Origin of the sequence: Streptomyces sp. SAI-170 (genome assembly GCF_049739565.1) — a bacterium.
In the GTDB taxonomy this organism is placed as follows: domain Bacteria; phylum Actinomycetota; class Actinomycetes; order Streptomycetales; family Streptomycetaceae; genus Streptomyces.
In genome coordinates, this window is record NZ_JBMGQD010000001.1 from 526,025 (window position 1) to 550,298 (window position 24,274).

The 24,274-nt window shown below is 71.6% G+C and carries 23 protein-coding genes; 15 read left to right on the plus strand and 8 right to left on the minus strand.

All coding sequences use genetic code 11. The features are described 5' to 3' along the window. Positions 1–2: 2 nt before the first annotated feature. From RKD23_RS02265 to RKD23_RS02295, 7 genes are read left to right on the plus strand one after another with little or no spacing between them, the layout of a single operon-like run. Entirely contained in the window at positions 3–1,028 is a 1,026-nt protein-coding gene (locus RKD23_RS02265) for an NAD-dependent epimerase/dehydratase family protein (protein ID WP_424852014.1), read from the plus strand. Then, positions 1,016–2,305 carry a DUF4910 domain-containing protein gene (locus RKD23_RS02270; RefSeq protein WP_424852015.1) on the plus strand — a complete coding sequence of 430 codons (1,290 nt, stop codon included), beginning with the start codon at positions 1,016–1,018 and terminating at the stop codon, positions 2,303–2,305. The genes RKD23_RS02265 and RKD23_RS02270 overlap by 13 nt, the downstream gene beginning before the upstream one ends. 5 nt (positions 2,306–2,310) lie before the next feature. Beyond that, complete coding sequence (locus RKD23_RS02275; protein ID WP_424852016.1) at positions 2,311–3,609, plus strand: hypothetical protein; 1,299 nt, start codon at positions 2,311–2,313, stop codon at positions 3,607–3,609. After that, a complete protein-coding gene (locus tag RKD23_RS02280) occupies positions 3,606–4,553 on the plus strand; it encodes a glycosyltransferase family 2 protein (protein ID WP_424852017.1) in 948 nt (315 codons plus the stop codon). The genes RKD23_RS02275 and RKD23_RS02280 overlap by 4 nt, the downstream gene beginning before the upstream one ends. Further along, the gene (locus tag RKD23_RS02285) at positions 4,550–5,773 is read left to right on the plus strand and encodes a polysaccharide pyruvyl transferase family protein (protein ID WP_424852018.1); all 1,224 of its coding nucleotides are present in this window, start codon (positions 4,550–4,552) and stop codon (positions 5,771–5,773) included. Before RKD23_RS02280 ends, RKD23_RS02285 begins: the two co-directional genes overlap by 4 nt. After that, the gene (gene rfbC / locus RKD23_RS02290) at positions 5,770–6,321 is read left to right on the plus strand and encodes a dTDP-4-dehydrorhamnose 3,5-epimerase (RefSeq protein WP_424852019.1); all 552 of its coding nucleotides are present in this window, start codon (positions 5,770–5,772) and stop codon (positions 6,319–6,321) included. Before RKD23_RS02285 ends, rfbC begins: the two co-directional genes overlap by 4 nt. Before the next feature lie 6 nt (positions 6,322–6,327). Further along, entirely contained in the window at positions 6,328–7,653 is a 1,326-nt protein-coding gene (locus RKD23_RS02295) for a glutamate-1-semialdehyde 2,1-aminomutase (RefSeq protein ID WP_424852020.1), read from the plus strand. A gap of 10 nt (positions 7,654–7,663) precedes the next feature. On the opposite strand, the gene RKD23_RS02300 is transcribed toward RKD23_RS02295, so the two are convergent. The 4 genes from RKD23_RS02300 to RKD23_RS02315 form a co-directional block, all read right to left on the minus strand. Then, on the minus strand, positions 7,664–8,308 hold the full coding sequence (locus tag RKD23_RS02300) for a phosphatase PAP2 family protein (protein WP_424852021.1): 645 nt from the start codon (positions 8,306–8,308) through the stop codon (positions 7,664–7,666). A gap of 161 nt (positions 8,309–8,469) precedes the next feature. Next, positions 8,470–8,793: a Pepco domain-containing protein gene (locus tag RKD23_RS02305; RefSeq protein ID WP_424852022.1), complete on the minus strand. Its 324-nt coding sequence runs from the start codon at positions 8,791–8,793 to the stop codon at positions 8,470–8,472. Continuing rightward, complete coding sequence (locus tag RKD23_RS02310; RefSeq protein ID WP_424852023.1) at positions 8,790–10,004, minus strand: CHAT domain-containing protein; 1,215 nt, start codon at positions 10,002–10,004, stop codon at positions 8,790–8,792. Before RKD23_RS02310 ends, RKD23_RS02305 begins: the two co-directional genes overlap by 4 nt. Positions 10,005–10,063: 59 nt before the next feature. Continuing rightward, positions 10,064–11,617 (minus strand): hypothetical protein, encoded by a 1,554-nt coding sequence (locus tag RKD23_RS02315; protein WP_424852024.1) that lies wholly within the window; start codon positions 11,615–11,617, stop codon positions 10,064–10,066. 160 nt (positions 11,618–11,777) lie between these two features. On the opposite strand from RKD23_RS02315, the gene RKD23_RS02320 reads away from it, so the two are divergent. The 7 genes from RKD23_RS02320 to RKD23_RS02350 all read left to right on the plus strand — a co-directional run bounded on the left by RKD23_RS02320 (position 11,778) and on the right by RKD23_RS02350 (position 19,496). Next, positions 11,778–12,503 (plus strand): dienelactone hydrolase family protein, encoded by a 726-nt coding sequence (locus RKD23_RS02320; protein ID WP_424852025.1) that lies wholly within the window; start codon positions 11,778–11,780, stop codon positions 12,501–12,503. 164 nt (positions 12,504–12,667) lie between these two features. Beyond that, positions 12,668–13,456 carry a GntR family transcriptional regulator gene (locus RKD23_RS02325; RefSeq protein ID WP_424852026.1) on the plus strand — a complete coding sequence of 263 codons (789 nt, stop codon included), beginning with the start codon at positions 12,668–12,670 and terminating at the stop codon, positions 13,454–13,456. A 42-nt stretch (positions 13,457–13,498) separates the two neighbouring features. Further along, complete coding sequence (locus RKD23_RS02330) at positions 13,499–13,726, plus strand: 4Fe-4S dicluster domain-containing protein (RefSeq protein ID WP_351802318.1); 228 nt, start codon at positions 13,499–13,501, stop codon at positions 13,724–13,726. A gap of 14 nt (positions 13,727–13,740) precedes the next feature. Beyond that, positions 13,741–15,084 (plus strand): ABC transporter substrate-binding protein, encoded by a 1,344-nt coding sequence (locus RKD23_RS02335; protein WP_424852027.1) that lies wholly within the window; start codon positions 13,741–13,743, stop codon positions 15,082–15,084. After that, on the plus strand, positions 15,081–15,959 hold the full coding sequence (locus tag RKD23_RS02340; protein ID WP_424852028.1) for an ABC transporter permease: 879 nt from the start codon (positions 15,081–15,083) through the stop codon (positions 15,957–15,959). Before RKD23_RS02335 ends, RKD23_RS02340 begins: the two co-directional genes overlap by 4 nt. Next, positions 15,943–16,731 carry an ABC transporter ATP-binding protein gene (locus RKD23_RS02345; protein ID WP_424852029.1) on the plus strand — a complete coding sequence of 263 codons (789 nt, stop codon included), beginning with the start codon at positions 15,943–15,945 and terminating at the stop codon, positions 16,729–16,731. The genes RKD23_RS02340 and RKD23_RS02345 overlap by 17 nt, the downstream gene beginning before the upstream one ends. A gap of 11 nt (positions 16,732–16,742) precedes the next feature. Next, a complete protein-coding gene (locus RKD23_RS02350; RefSeq protein WP_424852030.1) occupies positions 16,743–19,496 on the plus strand; it encodes a fumarate reductase/succinate dehydrogenase flavoprotein subunit in 2,754 nt (917 codons plus the stop codon). A 34-nt stretch (positions 19,497–19,530) separates the two neighbouring features. On the opposite strand, the gene RKD23_RS02355 is transcribed toward RKD23_RS02350, so the two are convergent. Further along, entirely contained in the window at positions 19,531–20,349 is an 819-nt protein-coding gene (locus RKD23_RS02355) for an SDR family NAD(P)-dependent oxidoreductase (RefSeq protein ID WP_424852031.1), read from the minus strand. A 163-nt stretch (positions 20,350–20,512) separates the two neighbouring features. Between RKD23_RS02355 and RKD23_RS02360 the strand changes: the two genes are divergently transcribed. After that, positions 20,513–20,947, plus strand: a complete 435-nt coding sequence (locus RKD23_RS02360; RefSeq protein ID WP_424852032.1) for a VOC family protein — start codon at positions 20,513–20,515, stop codon at positions 20,945–20,947. A gap of 11 nt (positions 20,948–20,958) precedes the next feature. Here the strand turns inward: RKD23_RS02360 and RKD23_RS02365 are convergent, their stop codons facing one another. The 3 genes from RKD23_RS02365 to acs are packed head-to-tail and all read right to left on the minus strand — an operon-like array spanning position 20,959 to position 24,198. Beyond that, positions 20,959–21,516 carry an adenylate kinase gene (locus tag RKD23_RS02365; RefSeq protein WP_424852033.1) on the minus strand — a complete coding sequence of 186 codons (558 nt, stop codon included), beginning with the start codon at positions 21,514–21,516 and terminating at the stop codon, positions 20,959–20,961. 37 nt (positions 21,517–21,553) lie between these two features. Next, the gene (locus RKD23_RS02370) at positions 21,554–22,228 is read right to left on the minus strand and encodes an SDR family NAD(P)-dependent oxidoreductase (RefSeq protein WP_424852034.1); all 675 of its coding nucleotides are present in this window, start codon (positions 22,226–22,228) and stop codon (positions 21,554–21,556) included. A gap of 26 nt (positions 22,229–22,254) precedes the next feature. Further along, on the minus strand, positions 22,255–24,198 hold the full coding sequence (gene acs / locus RKD23_RS02375; RefSeq protein ID WP_424852035.1) for an acetate--CoA ligase: 1,944 nt from the start codon (positions 24,196–24,198) through the stop codon (positions 22,255–22,257). Positions 24,199–24,274: the final 76 nt, after the last annotated feature.

The following is a 24,274-nucleotide window of genomic DNA, read 5'->3' on the forward strand; positions in this document are numbered from 1 at the left end:
CCATGCGCGTACTGCTGACCGGACACCAGGGCTACCTGGGCACCGTCATGGCCCCGGTCCTTGCCGCCGCCGGACACGAGGTCGTGGGCCTCGACGCCGGCCTGTTCGCCGACTGCGTGCTGGGCCCGGGGCCCGCTGACCCGCCCGGCCACCGGGTGGACCTGCGCGACGTGACGGCCGAGCACGTGGCCGGGGTCGACGCCGTGATCCACCTGGCGGCGCTGTCCAACGACCCGCTGGGCTCACTCGCACCCGAGCTCACCTACGACATCAACCACCACGCGTCCGTACGGCTGGCCCGGCTGGCCCGCGACGCCGGAGTGCAGCGCTTCCTGTACGCCTCGACCTGCTCGGTCTACGGTGCCGCCGGCGGTGACGACCTGGTGACCGAGGACGCCCCGCTGCGCCCGGTGACGCCGTACGCGGAGTCCAAGGTGCGGGTGGAGGACGACCTGCACGCGCTGTCCGACGGCGACTTCAGCCCGGTGTACATGCGCAACGCCACCGCCTTCGGCTACTCGCCCCGGCTGCGCGCCGACATCGTGCTGAACAATCTGGTGGGTCACGCGCTGCTGTCCGGTGAGGTGCTGGTGCTCTCCGACGGCACGCCGTGGCGGCCGCTGGTGCACGCCGCCGACATCGCGCGGGCCTTCGCGGCGGCGCTGGTCGCGCCGCGGGAAGCGGTGCACGACCGGGCGTTCAACATCGGCAGCGAGATCAACAACGTGACGGTCGCCGAGATCGCCGGGCAGGTCGCCGAGGCGGTGGCCGGCTCGGAGGTGGTGATCACCGGGGAGACGGGGGCCGATCCGCGGTCGTACCGGGTGGACTTCTCCCGGTTCCGCGCCGCGGTGCCCGGCTTCGACTGTGAGTGGACGGTGAAGCAGGGCGCGCTCGAACTCGCCGACGCCTACCGCGAACACGGGCTGACCCGGGAGGACTTCGCACAGCGCTTCACCCGCCTCGCCGTGCTGCGCGCGGCGTCCGAGGCCGGCGCGGTCGACGACACCCTGCGGTGGCGCCGGTGACCGCGGACGGCTTCGGCGAGCAGATGTACGCGCTGGTGGAGCGGCTGTACCCGCTGTGCCGCAGCATCACCGGCGACGGGGTGCGCGCCACCTTGGACATCGTCGGCGAGTACGTCCCGCTCCAGGTGCACGAGGTGCCCACCGGGACTCAGGTGCTGGACTGGACGGTGCCGCAGGAGTGGAACATCCGCGACGCGTACATCGCGGACTCCACCGGCCGCCGGGTCGTCGACTTCGCCGCGTCCAGCCTGCATGTGCTCGGCTACAGCGTGCCGGTGTCGGCGACCATGCCGCTGGCCGAGCTGCGCGCACACCTGCACACCCTGCCGGACCACCCGTCCTGGGTGCCGTACCGCACGAGCTACTACAAGCCCGAGTGGGGGTTCTGCCTGGCCCAGGAGACCCTGGACGCGCTGCCGGACGGCGAGTACGAGGTGCGCATCGACTCCACGCTCGCCGACGGCCACCTCACCTACGCCGAGCACGTCGTCCCCGGGCAGGTCAGCGACGAGGTGATCGTCTCCAGCCATGTCTGCCACCCGTCGCTGGCCAACGACAACCTGGCCGGCATCGCGGTGGCGACGTTCCTGGCCCGGGCGCTGGCCGAGCGGACGCCGTACTACACCTACCGGTTCCTGTTCGCGCCCGGCACCATCGGGGCGATCACCTGGCTGGCCCGCAACGCGGAGCGGGTGGAGCGGGTCAAGCACGGGCTTGTGCTGGCCTGCGCGGGCGACCCGGGCTCCTTGACGTACAAGCGGAGCAGGCGCGGCGACGCCGAGATCGACCAGGTGATGCGGCACGTGCTGACCGCCTCCGAACGCCCGCACCGCATCACCGAGTTCACGCCGTACGGCTATGACGAGCGGCAGTTCTGCTCGCCGGGGTTCGACCTCGGCGTGGGCTCCCTCAGCCGGACCCCGTACGCCGGCTACCCCGAGTACCACACCTCGGCGGACGACCTGGACTTCGTCTCCCCCGAGGCGATGGCGGACACACTCGCCGTCTGCCGCGAGGCGTTCGCCGTCCTCGACCACAACCGGCGGTACGTCAACCTCAGCCCCTACGGCGAACCGCAGCTCGGCCGGCGCGGGCTGTACGACGCGCTCGGCGGCCGCAGCGACACCCAGCAGGCCCAGATGGCCATGCTGTGGGTGCTCAGCCTCTCCGACGGCGAGCACAGTCTGCTGGAGGTCGCCGAGCGGTCCGGGCTGCCGTTCGGCACGGTCGCCGCGGCGGCCGACGCCCTGCGCTGCGCGGAACTGATCAAGGCCTGACGCCGATGACCACCGAGGACGAGAAGCCGCCGACGACGGCGCCACCGGCCGGATCCGCCCAGCGGGCCCTTGTCGGCCGGCTGTCCTGGGGGCTGGCCGACCAGGCGGTCTCCAGCATGACCAACTTCGCGGTGGGGATCTACGTGGCCCGCTCGCTCGGACTGGCCGCGTTCGGCGTGTTCAGCCTCGCCTGGGTGACCTACGGCGTGGTGCTCAACGTCTCCCGGGGGCTGGCCACCGATCCGCTCGTGGTGCGCTTCAGCGGCGTGCCGGAGGCGTCCTGGCGCGGGGCGGTGGCCCGGTCCTCGGGTACCGCACTCGGCGTCGGTGTGGCCATCGGCGCGGCCTGCCTGGTGGCCGGGCCGGCCCTCGGCGGCCGGGTGGGGGCCGCGTTCGTCTGCCTCGGCGTCACGCTGCCGGGGCTGCTGCTCCAGGATGCCTGGCGGTTCTCGTTCTTCGCCGCCGGCGCCGGGCGGAAGGCGTTCGTCAACGACGTCGTGTGGGGCGTCGCGCTCGTCCCGGCCTTGATCGCTGCGGCCCACGTGGGCAGCGTGGCCGCCTTCGTGCTCGCCTGGGGCGCGTCCGCCACGGTGGCGGCGGGGTACGGCTGCGTCCAGTCGGGCATCCGGCCCCGGCCGGCCGGGGCGCGCGGATGGCTGCGCGAACAGCGCGACCTCGGGTACCGCTACCTGGTCGAGAACACCTGCCTCAGCGGCGCGAGCCAGCTGCGGGCCTACGGGCTCGGTGCGATCGTCGGGGTCGGCGCGGTGGGCGCGGTGCGCGGCGCCGAGCTGCTGCTCGGCCCGTTCCTCGCCGTGCTGATGGGCCTTTCGCTGGTCACCGTCCCGGAGGCGGCAAGGGTGCTGCGGCAGGCCCCCCACCGCCTCGGCGCGTTCTGCCTTCTGCTGGGCGGCGGGCAGGCCGCCGCCGCGCTGCTCTGGGGCGGGGCGCTGCTGCTGATGCCGGACCGGCTCGGCGAGCTGGTGCTCGGCGGCGTCTGGCACTCCGCCTCGGAGCTCATCGTGCCGGTCACCCTCGGTGTCGCGGGCGCCGGCCTCGGCACCGGCGCGGCGGCCGGTCTGCGCGCGCTCGGCGCGGCCCGGCGCAGTCTGCGCTCCCAACTGTTCGCCTCCGTCGCCTACGTCGGCGGCGGGCTCGGCGGGGCGGCCGTCGCCGGCACGGTCGGCTCGGCCTGGGGCGTCGCCGCCGCGACCGTCGGCGGCTCGGCCGTGTGGTGGCTGCAGTTGCGGTCCGCCCTGAGCGAGCACCGCCAGAACTCCATCCCCGAAGTGAGGACCTCATGACCGCCCATCCCAGGCTGAGCATCGGCCTGCCCGTGTACAACGGCGAGGAGTACCTGGCCGAGTCGCTCGACGCCCTGCTCGGCCAGACGTACGAGGACTTCGAGCTGGTCGTCTCCGACAACGCCTCGACCGACGGGACCGAGGAGATCTGCCGCAAGTACGCCGCACAGGACGCGCGCATCCGGTACATCCGGCTGCCCCGCAACATCGGCGCCACCCCGAACCACAACTACGTGTTCGCCGAGAGCCGCGGCGAGCTGTTCAAGTGGGCCTCGCACGACGACCTGTACGCCCGGGACCTGCTGCGGCGCTGCGTCGAGGCGCTGGACGAGCGGCCGGACGTGATCCTCGCGCACGCCGACCAGGCGGTCATCGACGGCGACGGCCAGGTCAAGGTGCCGTACGAGTACACGCTCGCCACCGGCTCGCCGCACGCGCCGGAGCGCTTCCGCAGCCTGCTGTTCGAGCCCGGTGGCGACGACTTCTACGGGGTGATCCGGGCCGATGTGCTGCGCCGGGTGAAGCCGATGGACAGCTACCACCACGCGGACCGCACGTACGTCGCCGAGATCGTGCTGCACGGGCCCTTCCACCAGGTGCCGGAACTGCTGTACTTCCGCCGCGACCATCCGACCCGCGCGGAGCGCGCGAACCCGTCCAAGCGTTCCCGGTGCGTCAACCTGGACCCGCGCCGGGCGGGCGCGCTGCACCCGACGCCCCGGCTGCTCGCCGAGTACGTCTGGGGCTTCGTCTCGGCCATCCGGCGGGCGCCGCTGTCCCCCGCCGACCGGCGCGCCTGCTACCGCCACCTGGCCGCCTGGATGACCAGCCGGGTCCGGCCGGGCGCCGGTGAGCGGGTCGAGGACCGCGCCCCGGTCGACCCGGCCGAGCTCACCGTCTCCGTCGACGCCCTGGTCGCCGGCCGTGAGGGGAGGCAGGCGTGAGCGGCGTCCGCGTCGGGGTGTTCGGGCTGCTCGGCTCGGGCAACCTCGGCAACGACGGGTCGCTCGAAGCCGTCCTGGGGTACCTCCGCGACGCCCACCCGGAGGCGGTCGTCGACGCGCTGTGCGGCGGACCCGAGGTCGTCACGGCCCGGTACGGCATCCCCGCGACACGGATGCACTGGTACCGCGGGGAGTACCGGACCGCCTCGCGTGCGGGCGCGATCGTGGGCAAGGGCCTGGGCAAACTCGTCGACGCGTTCCGCACCGCTGCCTGGGTGCGCCGGCACGACGTGGTGATCGTGCCGGGCATGGGCGTCCTGGAGGCCACGCTGCCGCTGCGGCTGTGGGGTTTCCCGTACGCGCTGTTCCTGCTGTGCGCGAGTGGCCGGCTGTTCGGCACCCGGGTCGCGCTGGTCGGCGTCGGCGCCGCCCCGATCGGCAACCGGCCGACCCGGGCCCTGGTGCGCTGGTCGGCGCGGCTGGCCGCGTACCGGTCGTACCGGGACGCCCCGTCGCGCGACGCGCTGCGGGAGATGGGCGTGGACACCGCGCGCGACGAGGTCTACCCGGACCTGGCGTTCTCCCTGCCGGCACCGCGGGCGAGCGCCCCCTCGGGCCCGCCGGGCCAGGTCTGCGTCGGCGTCATGGACTTCCACGGCAGCAACGACGACCGTGCGCGGGCCGAGGAGATCCACCGGCGCTACCTCGACGGGACGATCCGGTTCGTCCGCGCGCTGGTCGAGGACGGCAGGCCGGTACGGCTGCTCACCGGCGACCAGGTCGACGCGCCGGTGGTCGCCGCGATCCTCGACGCGGTGGACTCAGCCCTGGTCACCGCTGCCGAAGCGGCCTCGCTGGCCGACCTGATGAAGGAGACGGCGGCGGCCGACACCGTGGTGGCGATCCGCTACCACAACCTGATCTGCGCGCTGAAGGTCGGCACGCCGACGCTCGCGGTCAGCTACGCGAGGAAGAGCGACGCGCTCATGGACCGGATGGGTCTCGGCGCGTACTGCCACCCGGCCCGCGAGGTCGACGCCGACCGGCTGCTGGAGCAGTTCCGGGAGCTGGAGCGGCGATCGGCCGACCTGCGGCGGACCCTCACCGAGCGGAACCTGGCCGCTGTCCGGCAACTCCAGGACCAGTTCGCCGCGTTGACAGACGTCCTGTATCCGGCGACCGACCGTGCCCGAGCCCACGCCCTGCGGGAGACTCCATGAAAGCGACCGAAGTCCCGGAGATCGCCGGGGCGTACCTTTTCCGGCCGACGCCGTACGCCGACGAACGCGGCTTCTTCTGCCGCACCTTCGACGCCGACGTGGTCCGCTCGGTGGGCCTGGACCCGGACGCCTTCGTCCAGGACAGCGTCTCCCGCTCGGTCCGGGGCGTGCTGCGCGGCCTGCATCTGCGCTCCGGCGCCGGCGAGGCCAAGCTGGTGCGGTGCTCGTACGGGAGGATCTTCGACGTCGTCGTGGACCTGCGGCCGGACTCGCCGACCTACTTGGGCTGGGCCTCCTTCGAGCTGTCCGACGAGACGCAGCCGAGCCTCTACATCCCGGCGGGGTGCGCGCACGGCTTCCAGGCGCTGACCGACACCGCCGACACGTCGTACCGGATCGACCGCCCGCACGATCCGGCCGAGGACGTGACGATCGCCTTCGACGACCCGGAGCTCGCCATCGACTGGCCGCTGCCGGTCACATCGATGTCCCCGCGGGACCGGGAGGCACCGAGCCTCGCTCAGGTTCTGAAGCAATTGGAGAGGTGAGTCGGCGTGGACAACTCAGACGAAGAGTTCCAACTGCCCAGGTCCCGGCTGGCGAACGAGCGGCTGCACGCCCTGATACCCGGGGGCGCGCACACCTACGCCAAGGGCGACGACCAGTACCCCGAGAACCTGGCCCCGGTCATCAGCCACGGCCGCGGTGCACACGTCTGGGACGTCGACGGCAACCGCTACATCGAGTACGGCTCCGGCCTGCGGTCGGTCAGCCTCGGCCACGCCCACCCGCGCGTGATCGAGGCGGTGCGGCGGGAACTCGACCGGGGCAGCAACTTTGTCCGGCCGTCCGTCATGGAGGTCGAGGCCGCGGAACGCTTCCTGGCGACCGTGCCGACCGCCGAGATGGTGAAGTTCGCGAAGAACGGCTCCGACGCCACCACGGCCGCGGTACGCCTGGCCCGCGCGGCCACCGGACGCACGCGGGTGGCGCTCTGCGCCGACCATCCGTTCTTCTCGGTCGACGACTGGTTCATCGGCACGACGCCGATGTCGGCGGGAATCCCGGCCACGGACCTGACGGTGACGTTCCCGTACGGGGACCTGCCCGCCACGGAGGAGCTCCTCTCCCGCCACGAGGGCGAGATCGCCTGCCTGATCCTCGAACCCGCCACCCACACCGAGCCGCCGCCCGGATACCTCGTAGGCATGCGCGAACTGGCCGACCGGCACGGCTGCGTCCTGGTCTTCGACGAGATGATCACCGGCTTCCGCTGGTCCGAGGCGGGCGCCCAGGGCCTGTACGGCGTCGTCCCCGACCTCTCCACCTTCGGCAAGGCGCTGGGCAACGGGTTCGCCGTCTCCGCGCTGGCCGGGCGCCGCGAGCTCATGGAGCGGGGCGGCCTGCGCCACTCGGACGACCGGGTGTTCCTCCTCTCCACGACACATGGCGCGGAGACGCACTCCCTGGCAGCCGCGATGGCCGTGCAGACCACGTACGTCGAGGAGGGCGTCACCGCGCGGCTGCACGCCCTCGGCGAGCGGTTGGCCGCCGGTGTCCGCGACGCCGCGGCGAGCATGGGCGTCGGCGACCATGTCGTCGTCCGGGGCCGGGCCAGCAACCTGGTGTTCGCCACCCTCGACGAGAACCGGCAGCCGTCGCAGGAGTACCGCACCCTGTTCCTGCGCCGGCTCCTCGCGGGCGGGGTGCTGGCCCCGTCGTTCGTGGTGAGCAGCGCCCTCGGCGACGCCGACATCGAGCACACCGTCGACGTGGTCGCGCAGGCGTGTGCCGTGTACCGGAAGGCACTGGACGCCGGTGACCCGAGCCCTTGGCTGGGCGGACGCCCGGTGAAGCCGGTGTTCCGCCGCCTGGCATGAGGTCGTGAGGTCAGCGGGGAGCCGCCCTGTCGACGAGCCAGGCCGTCACCGGAACCAACGCCAGCGCGGTGCACCAGCCGCCGAGGGCGTCGGTCGGATAGTGGGCGCCCAGAGCGACCTGCGCCCAGCCCATGGCGGCACCGGCGGCCACCGCCGTACCCAGCACGAGAAGCGTGCCGGCCGTCCTGCCGAGGCCGAGCCGGCCGGTCGCGAGCAGTGCCACCACGAGGGCGAGCGCGGTGGCGAACGCGGTGTGCCCGCTCGGATAGGACAGGTTGTCGTCGCCGTGGATGGTGCGTCCCACCAGATGCTTGAGCAGCGTGGTCGCCCCCACGCTCAGGCCGGGCCCGGCGACCACGAACACCCCCGCGCGAGGCCGCCGCAGCAGCAGACAACCCATCACGACGCCCGCGACCAGCACCGCCGCTCCCACGGGCTCCCCCAGGAAGTCCGTGCCCAGCGCGACACGCCGCCACGGCGGCCCCACACTGTCCGCCGTCGGCTCCTTGATCCACCTGTCCACCCTGCCGGGCTCGCCGTGGCCGGCGTACATGACCCCTAGCACCACGACCACCAGCGTGGCGGGCACCGCGATCAGCCCGAGGGGCGCGCGCAGGGACGGGGGCAGCACCGGGGGCGTGGGTCGGCCGGTCACAGGCCCACCGGGTCCGGTCGACCTGTGCTGCATTTCCTGGGCTTCCGGCTGCTGCCGGCGCCACTCCCCCAACGAGCCCCCGTCGTCTCGTCCGTCACCCTGGTCAAGGGCATCGGAATCGGTCTCTGTCTGCCACCCTAACCAACCGGGGACCTGCCGGACTACGCCGAAGCGGGAGGCCCTTGACGGACGAAGGTGAACGTCATCCCACCACTGCCTCCGACCTCTCCTCCGCTCCCCAGGATGCTCACGGTGCCCTTCGCGTTGATCTCCACCGCCACCTCGACCTGCTCCAGGCGGTAGTTCCCGATCTTCTCCTCGGCCCGTGAGAGCGTCTCCCCCAGGGCTTCCACGAACGCGTTGACCTGCTCCCTCAGAACACTGACCGGGACTTTCTCCCGCACCAGTTCCACATCACCGCGCCACCTGAAGGACCGCTCGTCTCCGGCGGCACCGAGGACTGAGATGCTTTCTTCGTCGGTCATCCTGGAGTCTCCTTCGACACCGGTTGGGCCACTCGGATGTCACCGTCGGCATACGCGACATAGATGAGCCCGAGCGGGTTCTTGTGCTCATGCAGCAAGGCTCTCCTGCTGTTGCGCAGGGACTCACCGAGCGACTGTCCCGACAGGAAGCACCCGTAGAACACCTTGGAGAAGGCCGCCGCCACGTCGTCGGGCACAGGTGCTTCCGTCCCGATGAAGCCGATGTAGCCGTTGTTCTGAAAGAAATCGGGAAGCGAAGCTCCGGTGAGGACCTCTGCGACGGCGCTGGAGCAGGCGTTGAGGAACACCAGGGGAAGGATCGGTGCAGCCGATCTCGCTCTTGAGGCCCGAATCAGTCTCAGAACGGTGGATCTCGCCTCAAGATGCCCGAGGGTCACCTCGATGCGGCCCGTCTGCTCGCCCCTCAGCCCGATGGCGATGTCCGCCGGGGATTCCACGTCGCTCCTGCAGTGGCAGGCGAAGTGCAGTACATGGGCGTCCAACTGACCCGGCGGGCAGCTCTCCCGCAGGATCTCGGCAATGATCTCCTCGAGACTGCCGACATCGCTGGACGGCCAGGGTCCGAGCAGAGTCAGCTGTGGACCGTGGCCTTTCAGATCCAGTTTCTCCGCTGCCGTTTCGGTCAGTGAGGCCTCCTGGAAGAGCGCCACCTTCAGCCCTGACTGGTTGGGCAGGCAGCTGATCTTGAAGTCACCTCTCCGGCACAGTGGCAGGGGTGCGACGGGAGCGCCTCTGACGTGGCGGCGTACGTTCGTGGCGAACCCCAGGAACCTCCCGACGTTTTCGCTGAGTGACTCGTCATTCACGATGGGCGGCCGCGTGTCCATGAGCCGGAAGAGCGGAAGGAGTTCGATGGGAAACACAGCGTCTTTGTCGCAGATGAATTGAATGCTGGGGACGTCCTCCTCGTGCACGCCGGCGGTCGGCAGGAGTCGCTGCATGGCCCTCACGAACTCCTCCGTCTGCCCGCCGAACAAGGCTTGGACTGCCCCCAGGCCGGCCCGGTACAACGTGGACATGCCGGCTTCGACGTCGTCCCATTTGGGCTTCAGCTCGAACCGCAGGCTTCTGCGCAATTGATTCACGGCCACTTGAAGCCGGGTGCGTGTCTCCGGCAGCGCGCCGGGTCTCAGCAGAAACTCACCGATCTCAAGATCCTCACCGCCGATGGTGCGGCGCAGAAAGAGCATCGGTTCTCCCCCGGAGCGGACCTCCAGGGACACGGAGGGCCCGGTCGGGCCGGGCACGCTCATGCCTCGGCACCGACGAGGAGACGAAACCGGACGATGTGGACCAGTCGCGTGTGCTGATAGATGGCCACCCAGCCCGGACACTCCCCCTGTCGGGCGGGTGTGTGGAGTTCGAAGTCGCACACCGCGGTCCCCTGTGACGTCTGCACGCCCACCTCGCGACGGCTCGGCCGGGCGGTCACCCCCTCGATCTCCGGGACCAAGGCGAAGCGGGCGGCCTCGCCCGTCTTGCCCGCGATCGCCATGGCCTCCGACGGAGTGACGGGAGCGGCGTCCTCGGCAGGCTCTTCCGTGCTCACTCGCACGCGGAGGGTGTAGTCGCTGTCGGGTGCGAGCGTCGGCCCGGCAGGATCGGCTTCCACGCTCGTTCCGTCCGGGTGATGCAGGGTCACCTTCACGAAGCCGCTGAACGCGATGATCTCCGGCCCCCGCAGAGAGCGCTGCACGCTGACGCCGACAGCGGTGGCGATGGCGCCCGCGAAGGCCATGCCTGCCGACCCGCGAAGGTTCCGGCGAATCCTGTCCTGCATGAGATCGCCGACCGTCGCGGTGACGTTCGCCTCCACCTCACTCAGCCGCTGGTCCAGGAGGTCGTCCCACTGGTCGATGTCCGGAAGGGAGACCGGCGGCTCCGTCGCCTCCTGCAGGACCTGGTGAACCCGGTTGTCCACCTGCCGGGTCAGGAGTTCCTGGGCGAACCCGAAGATCAGCGCCCAGGCGAGGATCTGACTCTGGTTGTCCAGTCCCCCCAGGCCGGGCAGGAAATCTCCGGTCATGAGTGTCAAGCCCAGGAACGCGCACAGGGCACCGGTCGGCAGTTTCAGCACAGCGCATGTGAAGGGCAGCATGGAGACGGCCGAGGTCGCGCGATAGCGGCGCAGCGCGGCACCCACGCCGAGGGCCCCGCCCACAAGGCCCACGAGCTCCACGAACGCGACATCACCGGGGCGCGGTGTGTCGCCGATGGGACAGGTCGTGCGGTTCGCGGATTCGAAGCAGAGACTCAGCACTTCCGGGCGCAGTGCGCCCAGTGCCGCGAGGACGCAGGCACTCACGGTCATGACCACGAGCGTGACCAGCAGAGACCGGTGAAGGGCGCGAACACGTGCCCAACCACTCAGATGTTGTTCACGGGCCGCGCGAAGTGCCGCCATGGCGGCCTCTCGGTCGACGGGCCCCTTGTCTTGGCGATTTCTGCGCAGTGTTTCGTTGAACCGTTCCCGGCGTGGATCAGCGGGCGGAAGCTGTGTGCGCACCCGGTGAGTGATCTCAGGAAGGTAGGCGGAGAATTGCTCATAGGCGGCCGCCTGAAGGAGCAGCATCTCGGCGGCATCGGTGTGGGCCGACGTCTCGGCCGACGCCCCGACCCGTACTGGTCGTCGCCTCCCCTCGGTCACACCCTCGGCCTCGGCAAGATGCATCTTCGCCCGCGAGAGCAGCTCGCGCGCATCCTCGACTGCTGCTGGTTCCCCCTCGATCGCCGCAGCCAGATCCTTCAGCGCGGCAATCCTGCTGCACGCCGCCACCTGCCACGCTTCAGCGGATCCTGGCATGCAGTGCCTATCCCACTGCCACGAGTTGCGGAACCGCTTCCTTCGTGACGTACCACGATCGGTCGACAGCGGAAGGGCCGGGAGCACCCCACGCCGAGCTGTTCTGCCCTCGGCTAAGTCCCGGCCCGACCGGGCTCGACCATCACTACAGTCCGGACGCATGACGAAGGTCACCACACGCACAGTCGCATACCCGGCAGACGGCCTCACGATGGTCGGGCACCTCGCGCTGCCCGCCGGTGACGACCGCCGGCCCGCCGTCCTGATCGGGCCCGAAGGTCCGGGCCTGAACGACTTCCAGCGCCGCAGGGCCGACGCCCTCGCCGAACTGGGATACGTCGCGCTGGCCTTCGACATCAACGGCGGGCGCTGGTTCACCGACCCACAGGAGATGCTGGCGTATGTGACTCCCCTGCTCGCCGACCCCGACCGGATGCGGGGCATCGGCCGTGCGGCGCTCGATGTGCTGCGCGCGCAACCGCGGACCGACCCGGACCGGATCGCCGGCATCGGCTACGGCACCGGGGGCGCGATCGTGCTCGAACTCGGCCGCGCCGGCGTCGATCTGCGCGCCATCGGGACGGTCAACGCACTCATCACAGGGCGACCGGGCGAGGCGGCACGCATCCGCTGCCCTGTGTGGGCCGGTGTCGGATCGGAGGACCCGATCATGCCCGCCGAGCAACGGGACGCGTTCACCAAGGAGATGCAGACCGCGGGAGTCGACTGGCGCCTCACGGTCTACGGCGGAGCCCTGCACGCCTTCCATCACCCGTCGGTCGAGCACGCCGTGCTGCCCGGCGTCGGCCACCACCCGCGACACGCACAGCGGGCGTGGCGCGACATCGTCGACCTGCTCACGGAGTGCGTGCCTGTGACGGAGTGACGCGGAGCGTCAGGACCGCCCCTCACCATGTCCTGCCGGCCTTCCTGGCAGATCTCCCCTCCCCTGCCCCAAACCCCCAGGTCAGCCCCCCATCCGCCGACCCGTCAAGTGGCGCAACACTCCAGCAACACCACTATCCCTACCGGATAGCTATGGTTCCAGCCATGCCACCCACCGACCGCATCCGGGACCACGCCGGACAAGGCGCGCCCACTGTCGCGGCGCAGCGCACGCGGCGTCGGCTGCGTGCGGACCAGGCACGGCAGCTCGCGGACCTGCTGCGTCATCAGGTGCTGAGCGGGAGATTTCCGGCCGGGGCGCTGCCGCACGAATCGGTCCTGGCCGCCGACTACCGGGCCTCTCGCAACACCGTGCGTCAGGCGCTGGACCTGCTGCGCGCGGAGGGGCTGGTGGAGCGTCTTCCCGGGGTCGGCACAGTCGTGGTGGCCGAGAAGTACCCGCACGGGCTCGACCGGCTGATGGGTCTCGCGGAGACGCTGCGCGAGCACGGCCGGGTCACCAATGAGGTGCGCACCATGGGACCGGCCCCGGCGCCCGCTCCCGTGGCCGAGCGCCTCCGGGTCCCGCCCGGCGCCGATGTCCTGTACATCGAACGCCTGCGCCGCCTGAACGGCCTCCCCCTCTCCCTGGACCTCACCTACATCCCCCTCGACATCGGCACCGCCCTGCTCGGCGCCGACCTGGAGAACACCGACGTCTTCCGCCTGCTGGAGGCCGTCACCGGCAAGCGGCTCGGGCATGCCGAGATCACCCTGGAGGCGGTGAACGCGGACGCGCACTCCGCCGGCGTCCTGCAAGCCCCCCGCGGTGCGGCCGTCCTGATGCTGGAACGGCTCACGCACCTCGCGGACGGCCGCCCGGTCGACCTGGAGTTCATCCGGTTCCGCGGCGACCGCATCACCATGAGCGGCCTGCTGCACCGCTCCCTGTAGACACCACCCGCTCCCCACCGCACGACCTTCCCGGAGACAGCCATGCCCTTGGTGCCCCAGCGTGCCGACGTGCCCGTGACCATCGACGAGTCGAAGTGCATCGACGGCTGCACGCTCTGTGTGGACATGTGCCCGCTGGACTCGCTCGCCATCGACGAGACCAACGGCAAGGCGTACATGCACGTCGACGAGTGCTGGTACTGCGGCCCGTGCGCGGCCCGCTGTCCCACCGGAGCCGTCACGGTCAACATGCCCTACCTGCTCCGCTGAGAGGCCCAACTCCCATGAAACGCACGGCAGTCGCGCTCGCCGCTTCCGCTCTTCTGCTCCCCCTGTCCGCCTGCGGCGGCAGCGCCGAGGCGGGTGACGGTTCCACGGTCACCGTCACCGTCGGATACCAGTCCAAGACCATCAACACGGTGACGGCCGGGACGCTGCTGCGCTCGCTCGGCTCCTTCGAGAAGCAGTTGAACGCCCTGCACGACGGCAGGACGTACAAGGTCGACTGGCAGGACTACGCCACCGGCGCGCCCATCACCGCGCAGATGACCGCGGGGAAGATCGACATCGGGTCGATGGGCGACTTCCCGCTGCTCATCAACGCGGCCCGCGGCGAGCAGTTGGGCAAGCCCACCCACCTGGTGTCGGTCACCGGCTACAACCTCAAGGGCGGCCTCAACACGATCGTCGTCGCGCCGGAGTCGACCCTCGCCGACCTGAAGGACCTCAAGGGCAAGAAGGTCTCCACGAGCGTCGGCTCCGCCGCCGACGGCACTCTCGTACGGGCCCTGCAACGGGCCGGCATCGACCCGAACGAGGAGGTCGAAAAGCTCAACCAGCAGCCCGCGGTGGGCGCCTCGGCCCTCTCGGCCGGCAGCGCGGACGCCCTGTCGCAGTTCGTCGCCTGGCCGGGCCTGCTCGCCCACCAGGGCAAGGCGAAGGCGCTCTACGACGGTGCCCAGCTGAACCTGCCGACGTTCCACGGCGTCACGGCCCGCGAGGACTTCGCCGAGCAGCACCCCGCCGTACTGGAGGCGTTCCTGAAGGCCCAGGCAGAGGCGACCGACTACCTCGACGCCCATCCGGTCCAGGCCGCCGAGCAGGTCGCGGAGGCGACCGGGCTGCCGGCCGAGGTCGTCTACCTCTACAACGGCGCCCACGGGATCTCCACCTTCGACCCGGCGATCAAGCCGCAGCTCGTCTCCGCGCTCGAGCAGGACGTGCCCGTCCTCAAGGCCGCCGGGCTGACCGGTGACATCGACGTGGACTCCTTCGTCGACGACCGGTACGTGAAGAAGGCCCTCGGCGCCGGCTACGCGCGGCGGCTCGCCGCCTCCCCGCCCGCCACCGCGAGCGAGGTCTGGCCCAAGGGAAGCGCGAAGACCCGGAGCTTCTCCTCCCCGAACCAGCTCCTCGCGTACGTCGCCGAGCACGAGGGCGGCGTCCGCGCGGCCTACGTCCCCGACGCCACCACCGGCACCCTCTGGTTCGCCGACAAGGCCGTCTGGGTCGCGGACGGCGAGCAGTTGCTGCCCTTCGTCGCCCCGGCCACCGCACGGGCGTACGTGGCCGGTCACGACGGCGCCCGGGTGGTCACGTACGAGGACGCCCTGGGACGGGTCTCGTGAGCCGCTACCCCGGTCGGGCGGGCCGGCTCGCGCTGCGGACCGGTTCACTGGCCGCCGCTCTCGGGCTGTGGCAGTCGCTGACCGCCTTCGACGTGGACCTGTGGGTGCGCTTCTCGCAGTTCCCCACGGTGACCGACGTGGGGCGGGCCTTCACCGACCGGCTGTCGGGACCCGACTACTGGACCGACCTCTCCGAGAGCCTCACCCGGATCGTGACCGGCTTCCTGCTCGCCGCCGTCCTGGGCGTGGCCACCGGCATGCTCGTGGCCCGCTCACGGCTCGCCGAGGACCTGCTCGGCCCGGTCCTGGAGGTGGTGCGGCCCATCCCCGCGATCGCCCTGGTCCCCGTCGCGATCCTGCTGTTCCCCTCCAACGAACAAGGCATCGTGTTCATCACCTTCACCGCCGCCTTCTTCCCCGTCCTGGTCTCCACCCGGCACGCGGTGCGCGCCCTGACCCCCGTGTGGGAAGAGGCCGTGCGCACCATGGGCGGCGGCCGGTGGCGGATCCTCGGCTCGGTCGTCCTGCCGGGCGCGCTGCCCGGCATCTTCGGCGGCCTGTCGGTCGGCATCGGTGTGTCCTGGATCTGTGTGATCTCCGCCGAGATGATCTCCGGCCAGTACGGCGTCGGTTACCGCACCTGGCAGGACTACACGATCGTCGACTATCCGGGGGTCTTCGTCGGCATGGTCACCATCGGCCTGCTCGGCTGGCTGACCTCCACCGCCGTCGAACTGGCCGGCCGCCGTCTGACCCGCTGGCTGCCGCGTGCGTCGTACGACCCCGCCGTACGGCCCCACCCCGCACGACGGGCCCCGGCGTCCACCGTCGAACCCGCCAAGGCCGAGGAGGCACGCGATGAGCACCTCGTCTGAGACCGGACTCGCCGAGGCGAGGACCGCCTTCGCGGCCCCGCGCGGCACCAGCCTCACCCTGCGCGGCGCCACGCTCGGCCGGCCGGACGCCCAGGCCGTGGCCGACGTACACCTGGACGTCGCGCCGGGCGAGATCCTCACCGTCGTCGGCACCTCCGGCTGCGGCAAGTCGACCCTGCTGCGCACCTTCGCCGGTCTGCTGCCCGTGCTGGACGGGGCGGTGGAACAGGACGGCCGGCCGGTGACCGGACCGGGGGCGGACCGTGCACTGGTCTTCCAGGAGGACGCCCTGCTGCCCTGGCGCACCCTGCGCGCCAATGTCGAACTGCCCCTCGCCATCCAGGGCCTGCCGCGCGCGCGGCGCAGGGAACAGGCCGAGGCCTGGCTGGAACGGGTCGAACTCGCCGAGCTGGCTGCGCAGTTGCCGCACCGGGTCTCCGGCGGGCAACGCCAGCGCGCCCAACTGGCCCGCGTCCTGGCCGCCCGGCCGCGCGCCGTCCTCATGGACGAACCCTTCGGCGCGCTCGACGCCCAGACCCGCGCCGGCATGCAGGACCTGCTGGTGGAGGTGCTGCACGGCACGGGCGCGACCGTCGTCTTCGTCACCCACGACGTCGACGAGGCCCTGTTCCTCGGCGACCGGGTCGCCCTCCTCGGCTCCGGCCGGCTGACCGCCGTACGCGAGGTACCGCGTCCGCGTGAACGGGCGGCGCACGACGATCCGGCGCGCCTCGCCCTGCGGCGCGAAGTCCTCACCTCACTCGGTTCTTGAAAGGCACCCTGGTGGACACCCCCCTGCAGATCCCGGCCCTGGCCGACGCGGCGGAACTGAGCTGTGACGTCCTCGTCATCGGCGGCGGCACCGCCGGCACCATGGCGGCCCTGACCGCCGCCGAGCACGGCGCGGACGTGCTGCTGCTGGAGAAGGCGCACGTCCGCCACTCCGGCGCACTCGCGATGGGCATGGACGGCGTCAACAACGCGGTGATCCCCGGGCGTGCCGAGCCCGACGACTACGTCGCCGAGATCACCCGCGCCAACGACGGCATCGTCGACCAGAGCACCGTCCGCCAGACCGCCACCCGCGGCTTCGCCATGGTGCAGCGCCTGGAGTCGTACGGAGTGAAGTTCGAGAAGGACGAGCACGGCGAGTACGCCGTACGCCAGGTCCACCGCTCGGGCTCGTACGTGCTGCCGATGCCGGAGGGCAAGGACGTCAAGAAGGTCCTGTACCGGCAGTTGCGGCGGCGCGAGATGCGCGAGCGGATCCGGATCGAGAACCGGGTGATGCCGGTGCGCGTGCTGACCGCCGAGGGGCGTGCCGTGGGGGCGGCCGGCTTCGACACCCGTACGGGGCGGTTCGTCACCGTCCGGGCGGGCGCGGTGATCCTCGCGACCGGCGCCTGCGGCCGGCTGGGTCTGCCCGCCTCCGGATACCTGTACGGCACCTACGAGAACCCGACCAACGCCGGTGACGGCTACGCCATGGCGTACCACGCGGGCGCCGAGCTCACCGGCATCGAGTGCTTCCAGATCAACCCGCTGATCAAGGACTACAACGGCCCGGCCTGCGCCTATGTCGCCAACCCCTTCGGCGGCTATCAGGTCAACCGGCACGGCGAACGCTTCGTCGACTCCGACTACTGGTCGGGGCAGATGATGGCCGAGTTCGCGGCGGAGGTGGCCGGCGACCGGGGCCCGGTGTACCTGAAGCTGAGCCATCTGCCGGAGGAGTCGATCTCGGCGCTGGAGACGATCCTGCACTCCACCGAGCGCCCGACACGCGGCACCTTCCACGCGGGCCGCGGCCACGACTACCGCACCCACGACGTGGAGATGCACATCTCCGAGATCGGCCTGTGCGGCGGCCATTCCGCCTCGGGTGTACGGGTGGACGACCACGCCCGTACGACGGTCCCCCGGCTGTACGCGGCCGGAGACCTGGCCTGCGTCCCGCACAACTACATGATCGGCGCGTTCGTCTTCGGGGACCTGGCGGGCGCCGACGCAGCGCAGTTCCGGCCGTACGAAGGGGAGTTGCCGGCCGACCAGCTGCGCGAGGCGCACGAGCTGATCTATCGGCCGCTGCGCCACCCCGAAGGTCCGCCGCAGCCCCAGGTCGAGTACAAGCTGCGCCGCTTCGTCAACGACTACGTCACCCCGCCGAAGTCCGGCGCCCGGCTGTCGCTGGCGCTGGAGGCGTTCGAGCGGATGCGCGCGGACATCGCGGCGATGGGTGCTCGCACCCCGCACGAGCTGATGCGCTGTGCGGAAGTGTCCTTCATCCGGGACTGCGCGGAGATGGCCGCGCGGGCTTCTCTGGCCCGTACGGAGTCCCGCTGGGGCCTCTACCACGAGCGGCTCGACCACCCTCAGCGCGACGACGCCTCCTGGTTCCACCACCTCGATCTGCGCAAGTCGCCTGCGGGCACGATGGAGTTCACGGCCCGTCCGGTGGCTCCCTATCTGGTCCCGGTCGACGGCTTCAACGCGGTCGGCGGCACCTCCCGGCATCTCGGCGAGATCCGGCCGGAACAGGTGGCGACCGCCGGGGCCCGGGAAGCGGCACCCGTCGCGCTGCGGCAAGCGGCACCCGCCTCGCGCGGCACCGACACGGACGCTCCGGCCACGCCGCGCCTGCTGGAGCTGCTCGCCCTCGCGGAGGACGAGCCGCCGCTCAGCGATCTCGTCCCCTACCTCACCGACCCCGATCCCGGCGTCCGCCGTACGGCGGTCACCGTCCTGACCGAGACGGTGCCCTCGGGCACCGGACCGGCCCTGGCGGCCGCGCTCACCGACACCGACGCCGGCGTCCGGGCCGCCGCGGCCGCCTCACTGCGGGAACTGGTCGAGACACTGGCCCCGGAACCGGCCCTGCGCGACAGCCTCGTCTCGGCCGTGGCCTCGGCCGACCCCGTCGCCCGCGCCACCTCGCTGGACGCCCTGCGCGTCCTGCGACTTGGTGACACCGCGCTGTTCACGCGGTCCCTCGGGGACCCCGACACCGCTGTCCGGATCGCCGCGGTACGCGCCCTCGTGTCGGTCGACGCCGTCGAGGAACTGGCTCGCGCGGCAGCCGCCGACACCTCCCGCGAGGTCCGCGTCGCCCTCGCCAAGGCCTTGGCCACCGTGTCCGCGGGGCGGCTCGACGACACCGCGCCGGCCGTCCCCGACGAGGTGCTCCCGGCCCTCGCCGAGCTCACCGCCGACCCGGACGCCCTGGTCCGCGCGGCGGCCTACGAGGCACTGGGGACCACGGGCTGCCCGCCCCCGCCGGCCGCACGCGCCGAGGCCGCCCTGTCCGACCCGGCCTGGCAGGTACGGGCCGGCGCCGCGACCGCCCTGTCCTCCGCAGACCCCGGCCAGGCCGTACCGGCCCTCGCCAAGACGCTCGCCGACCCCAACGCCGATGTCCGTAAGGCCGCCGTGAGGGCACTGATCCGCCACCGCGCCGTCGCCGAAGCCCGGCAGGCTCTGGCCACCGCGACGACGGACCCGGACGCGGACGTCAGGGCCTACGCGGCCCGGGCGCTGTGACAGGCGCCCGAGCAATCGGCTGCTGCGCAGGGGGTCAACCCTTACTCTCGCGTGGGACGACGCTGAAATCGAAGGGAACAGTCCCGGGGTCGACAGCGGTCGCGCCTCCGTCCACGGTCAGCACGGCTCCGTTGACGAAGGACGCGGCCGGTGAGAGCAGCCAGGCGATGGCCTCGGCCACCTCCTGGGGGTCTCCGGGGCGGCGGGCCGGCAGCAGCCGGGTGGCTTCCTCGTACGCTTCGTCCAGCTCGCCGGAGACCAGTCCGGCGTCCTCGACGAAGCGGGCCATGCGGCGATCGGCCATCTCGGTGCGCACCCAGCTGGGGCAGACGGTGTTGGCTCGCAGACCCTGCGGGCCGTAGTCGACGGACAGCGACCGGCACAACTGCAGCAGTGCCGCCTTGGACGTGGCGTAGGCGGCGTTGCCCACTCCGTTGCGCAGAGCGGAGACCGAAGCGACGGCGACGACCGAGCCCCGGGCGCGAAGCAGGTGGGGCAGTGCCGCCCGCATCAGAAGGAACGGGCCGGTGAGGTTGGTGCGGAGCACCAACTCCCAGTCCTCGTCGGACAGTTCCCCGACTCCCCCGCCGCGCCCCACGCCCGCGTTGACGACCAGCCCGTCGAGCCGGCCGAATCGGGCGACGACGGTGTCCACCAGACGGAGAACGTCATCCGGCTCGGTGGTGTCAGCCGGGCAGGCCAGCGCTCCGGTCTCCTCGGCGATGCGGTGCAGCGGCTCCGGCCGTCGGCCGGAGACGACGACATCGTGCCCGGCCGCCCGGAGCAGGCGTGCGGTCGCCGCGCCGATCCCCGTCCCTCCGCCGGTCACCACCACAACACGCTGATCCTCCATGCGCGTTCGGCCTCCTGTCGCTCTCGGGTTCGGAGACGTGATCATATGCGGCTGCCCTCCGGCACCAGGCTGCCGTCCGGCGCGAGCGCCTGGCCGCCGACGAACGCTGCCGCGCATCAGTACCGGCGATCGAGCATGATCATCCCTTTGTTATGGTGGCCCGATGGCATCGGTGAAAAAGGTCCAGGTCACCTTCGACTGCGCAGAGCCTGAGCGCGTCGGTCGTTTCTGGTGCGAGGTGCTGGGGTATGTCGCACCGCCGCCGCCGGAGGGGTTCGCCACGTGGGACGACTTCAATCGCTCGCTGCCTGCGGAGGAGCGGGGTTCGTGGTTCGCGTGCAGTGATCCCACGGGGGTGGGCCCGCGGCTGTACTTCCAGCGCGTTCCCGAGGGCAAGGTCGCCAAGAACCGGGTGCATCTCGATGTGCGGGTCGGTACCGGACTCGTGGGTGACGAGCGCCTGGCCACGCTCCAGGCCGAATGCGAGCGGCTGGTGGCGCTCGGTGCGGTGCAGGTGCAGGTGCTCCTTGCCGATGAGGAGAACGAGTCCTGCATCGTGATGCAGGACGTCGAGGGCAACGAGTTCTGTCTCGACTGACCGTCCTTCGCTCAGGCGGCCCCCGCCTCCGTCAGGCCCGCCAGGGCACGCGCCGTGATGTCCTCGACCGGCCCGACCGCGGGAACCGTGACCAGGATGCCCGCGTAGTGGGCGAGGAGCGGCGCGGTCCGACTCTCGTACACCCGCTGCCGGTGCCGTACGACGTCCTCGGTGTCGTCCGGCCGGCCTCGGCTCAACAGCCGTTGCACCACGACGTCTTCGGGCGCCGTGAGCTCCAGCACCGCGTCCAGCGTGGCGCCGGTGGCGGCCAGTACGGTGGTGAGTTCCCGGGCCTGCGGCACCGTACGGGGGAATCCGTCGAGGAGGAAGCCGTGCCGGGCGTCCGGGCGCGCGAGGCGTTCGCGGACCATGCCGACGGTGACGGTGTCGGGGACGAGTTCGCCGGTGTCGAGGTAGCGCTGGGCGTCCCGGCCGAGGGGGGTCCGGCGGGTGACATGGTCCCGGAACAGGTCGCCGGTGGAGATGTGGGGGACGTGGAGCCGCTCGCTGAGAACGGCTGCCTGGGTGCCCTTGCCCGCTCCAGGGGGGCCGATGAGGACGATGCGCATCAGGGTGACACCTTTCGGGTTCGTGTGTTCGGTCGGGTCAGGCGGCCCGGGTCGGGCAGGCGGGTTCCTCGCTCAGGACGAGCACCGGCCCGTCGGCGGGGTCCGTGCCGTGGAGCAGCAGATCGCACAGCACCTCTGACACGGCGTGCCGGTAGGCCACCGTCGCCAGGGACGGGCTCGGGATCAGCGTGCGGACGTGCACCTGTGGGGCCAGTTCGGCGGCGAGCCATTCGGTGAGTTCGGTGAGAGCGCCCAGGGCGGCGTCCTGAGGGCCGCTGCGCGCCGTGTCCGCCACCACGTTCACCACCGATCCGCCGTGGGCGGCCATCCAGCGCCAGTAGGCGCGCTGGGTGCAGGCCAGCGGGGTCACCAGGTCGCGGTGCAGGACGTCGCGCAGGGCCAGCGGGTCCAGTTCCATCAGCGGACCCGGGCTGGGGCGGCCCGCCACCAGGTTCACCAGGTGGTCCAGGCGTCCGAGCCGCTCGACGACCCTGTCGACGGCCTGGGCGGGCCCGGCCATGCCGTCGCGGGCCGAGGTCAGCGCGAGCAGCGGGGAGCCCGGCGGTGCCGTGCGGCGGGTCTCCTCGGCGTCGGGGCCGGCCAGCGCCACGACGGCTCCGCGGGCCAGGAGGCTTCCCGCCATGGCGGCGGCGAGGCCGCCCTCCCCGGTGACGAGTACGACCCGGCCGGTCAGCGTGCGTGTGTGTGCCATGACGGTGCCTCCTGGTCCTTCGCCGGTCAGTCGGCCGGGCGGGACGGATCGGTCCGGCCGGCGCTGATGAGGTCCATGACCGAGGCGTCCGCGAGCGTGGTGACGTCGCCGACCTCCCGGTTCTCCGCGACGTCCCGCAGCAGCCGGCGCATGATCTTGCCGGAGCGTGTCTTGGGCAGCTCGGGGACGACCATGATCTGGCGGGGCTTGGCGATGGGGCCGATCTCCCGCGCCACGTGCTCGCGCAGGACTCCGGTCGCCACCTCTTCCCCGGCGTCCGCGCGCAGGATGACGAAGGCGACGATCGCCTGTCCGGTCGTCGCGTCCGAGGCGCCGACCACGGCCGCCTCGGCCACCGCGGGGTGCGAGACGAGCGCCGACTCGACCTCGGAGGTGGAGATCCGGTGCCCCGACACGTTCATCACGTCGTCGACGCGGCCGAGCAGCCAGATGTCGCCGTCCTCGTCGTAGCGGGCGCCGTCCCCGGCGAAGTAGTAACCCTGCGCCGCGAAGCGGGACCAGTACGTCTCCCGGAAGCGTTCCTCGTCACCCCACACCCCGCGCAGCATGGACGGCCACGGCTGGTCCAGCACCAGACAGCCGCTCTCGCCCCGGCCGACCTCCCTGCCCTGGTCGTCGACCACCTTGGCGGAGATCCCCGGCAGCGGGGTCTGCGCCGAACCGGGCTTCAAGCCCGGGCTGTCGGGCAGCGGCGCGATCATCACCGCACCCGTCTCCGTCTGCCACCAGGTGTCCACGACCGGCGCCCGGTCGGCCCCGAGGTGCTTGCGGTACCAGCGCCACGCCTCGGGGTTGATCGGCTCACCCACACTGCCGAGCACCCCGATCGACGACAGGTCGTAGCGGGCCGGGAGGTCCTCGCCCCACTTCATGAAGGTCCGGATGAGCGTGGGCGCCGTGTAGTAGACGGAGACGCCGTACTTCTCGATCATCTCGAAGTGCCGCCCCTCGTGGGGGGAGTTGGGCGTGCCCTCGTACAGGACGGATGTGGTGCGGTTGGCGAGCGGCCCGTAGACGATGTACGAGTGCCCGGTGATCCAGCCGACGTCCGCGGTGCACCAGTACACGTCGGTGTCCGGGTCGAGGCCGAAGACGGTGCGGTGGGTGTACGCGGTCTGGGTGAGGTAGCCGCCGGAGGTGTGCAGGATGCCCTTCGGCTTCCCCGTGGTGCCCGAGGTGTAGAGGATGAACAGCGGGTGCTCGGCGTCGAACGCCTCGGGGGTGTGCCGGTCGGACTGGGCGTCCACCAGCTCGTGCCACCACAGGTCGCGGCCCTCGGTCCACGGCACCTCGGTGCCGGTGCGGCGAACCACCAGGACGTGCTCGACGCCCGGCGTGGCCGAGGTCGCCTCGTCAGTGTTGGCCTTCATCGGCTCGGCCCTGCCCCGGCGGTACTGGCCGTCCGCGGTGATGAGCAGCCGTGCCTCGGCGTCCTCGATACGGGACTGGAGCGCGGCCGGGGAGAACCCGCCGAAGACCACGCTGTGCGGCAGCCCGAGCCGCGCGCAGGCCAGCATGGCGAACACCGCCTCGGGGATCATCGGCAGCTGGATCGCGACCCGGTCCCCGGCGCGCAGGCCCAGGGACAGCAGCGCGTTGGCGGTCCGGCAGACCTCGCTCCGCAGCTCGGCGTAGGTGATCGTACGGGTGTCACCGGGCTCGCCCTCCCAGTGGAAGGCCACCTGGTCGCCGTGTCCGGCCTCGACATGCCGGTCGACGCAGTTGTACGCCACGTTCAGCTTCCCGCCGGTGAACCAGCGGGCGAAGGGGGCGTCCGACCAGTCGAGGACCTCGTCCCACCCGGTGTCCCAGTCCAGCCGCGCGGCCTGTTCCGCCCAGAACGCCAGGCGGTCGTCGTCGCCGGCCTGCGCGGACGGTACGGGCCGGGCCGTGCCCGGGATGGGGCGCGGGCTCTGCGGGCGGACCTGGTGGTCGGAACGGGGAGACATACGGAATCCTCCAGTGAGGTGCGGGTGCCGGGGCGGGGCCTGCCCGGGGGCGGGCCTGTCCCCGAGGGCCACAGTG

Coding starts and splice junctions, on each gene's coding strand:
- RKD23_RS02265 (WP_424852014.1), top strand. CDS start 3: ATGCGCGTACTGCTGACCGGACACCAGGGCTACCTGGGCACCGTCATG.
- RKD23_RS02275 (WP_424852016.1), top strand. CDS start 2,311: ATGACCACCGAGGACGAGAAGCCGCCGACGACGGCGCCACCGGCCGGA.
- RKD23_RS02280 (WP_424852017.1), top strand. CDS start 3,606: ATGACCGCCCATCCCAGGCTGAGCATCGGCCTGCCCGTGTACAACGGC.
- rfbC (WP_424852019.1), top strand. CDS start 5,770: ATGAAAGCGACCGAAGTCCCGGAGATCGCCGGGGCGTACCTTTTCCGG.
- RKD23_RS02305 (WP_424852022.1), bottom strand. CDS start 8,793: ATGACCGACGAAGAAAGCATCTCAGTCCTCGGTGCCGCCGGAGACGAG.
- RKD23_RS02310 (WP_424852023.1), bottom strand. CDS start 10,004: ATGCTCTTTCTGCGCCGCACCATCGGCGGTGAGGATCTTGAGATCGGT.
- RKD23_RS02315 (WP_424852024.1), bottom strand. CDS start 11,617: ATGCCAGGATCCGCTGAAGCGTGGCAGGTGGCGGCGTGCAGCAGGATT.
- RKD23_RS02320 (WP_424852025.1), top strand. CDS start 11,778: ATGACGAAGGTCACCACACGCACAGTCGCATACCCGGCAGACGGCCTC.
- RKD23_RS02325 (WP_424852026.1), top strand. CDS start 12,668: ATGCCACCCACCGACCGCATCCGGGACCACGCCGGACAAGGCGCGCCC.
- RKD23_RS02330 (WP_351802318.1), top strand. CDS start 13,499: ATGCCCTTGGTGCCCCAGCGTGCCGACGTGCCCGTGACCATCGACGAG.
- RKD23_RS02335 (WP_424852027.1), top strand. CDS start 13,741: ATGAAACGCACGGCAGTCGCGCTCGCCGCTTCCGCTCTTCTGCTCCCC.
- RKD23_RS02345 (WP_424852029.1), top strand. CDS start 15,943: ATGAGCACCTCGTCTGAGACCGGACTCGCCGAGGCGAGGACCGCCTTC.
- RKD23_RS02355 (WP_424852031.1), bottom strand. CDS start 20,349: ATGGAGGATCAGCGTGTTGTGGTGGTGACCGGCGGAGGGACGGGGATC.
- RKD23_RS02360 (WP_424852032.1), top strand. CDS start 20,513: ATGGCATCGGTGAAAAAGGTCCAGGTCACCTTCGACTGCGCAGAGCCT.
- RKD23_RS02365 (WP_424852033.1), bottom strand. CDS start 21,516: ATGCGCATCGTCCTCATCGGCCCCCCTGGAGCGGGCAAGGGCACCCAG.
- RKD23_RS02370 (WP_424852034.1), bottom strand. CDS start 22,228: ATGGCACACACACGCACGCTGACCGGCCGGGTCGTACTCGTCACCGGG.
- acs (WP_424852035.1), bottom strand. CDS start 24,198: ATGTCTCCCCGTTCCGACCACCAGGTCCGCCCGCAGAGCCCGCGCCCC.